Source organism: Vogesella mureinivorans, assembly GCF_007644035.1.
Taxonomy (GTDB): Bacteria; Pseudomonadota; Gammaproteobacteria; order Burkholderiales; family Chromobacteriaceae; genus Vogesella; species Vogesella mureinivorans.
The window spans coordinates 1-424 of the sequence record NZ_VMTV02001109.1 but is presented as its reverse complement, the minus strand read 5'-3'; the positions used below and the strand labels follow the sequence as shown (position 1 = coordinate 424).

Annotated in this window: 1 protein-coding gene; it reads left to right on the top strand. The window is 41.5% G+C overall.

Translation table 11 applies throughout. The features are described 5' to 3' along the window. Positions 1 to 20: 20 nt before the first annotated feature. A partial coding sequence (locus FLQ44_RS22975; protein ID WP_276607913.1) for a carboxyl transferase domain-containing protein occupies positions 21 to 424 on the top strand: 404 nt, incomplete at its 3' end.

Here is a 424-nt window from a genome sequence, read left to right as displayed (position 1 = left end):
TTGCTGGAACGGCTGAATTCTTGGCTGAAAATGATGCTGATGGAATTCGTATTGCACGTGATGTATTTGAACATCTCAATTGGAAAGAGCAAACGCAAAAACTCAATTTAAATTATCAAGAGCCACGTTACCCTGCTGAGGAATTACTCGGCATTATTCCTGCAAATCCCAAACAACCTTTTGATATGAAGGAAGTGATTGCACGGATTGTCGATGATTCTGATTTCTTCGAAGTGAAGCAAGAATATGATGCATTGACCGTGTGCGGTTGGGCAAAAATTGGTGGATTACACATTGGTATTATTACCAATAATGGACCGATTACTCCGCAAGGCGCAACCAAAGCCGCTCAATTCATTCATCTCTGCGAGCAAACCAAGCGCCCTTTACTGTTTTTACATAACACCACAGGTTTTATGGTTGG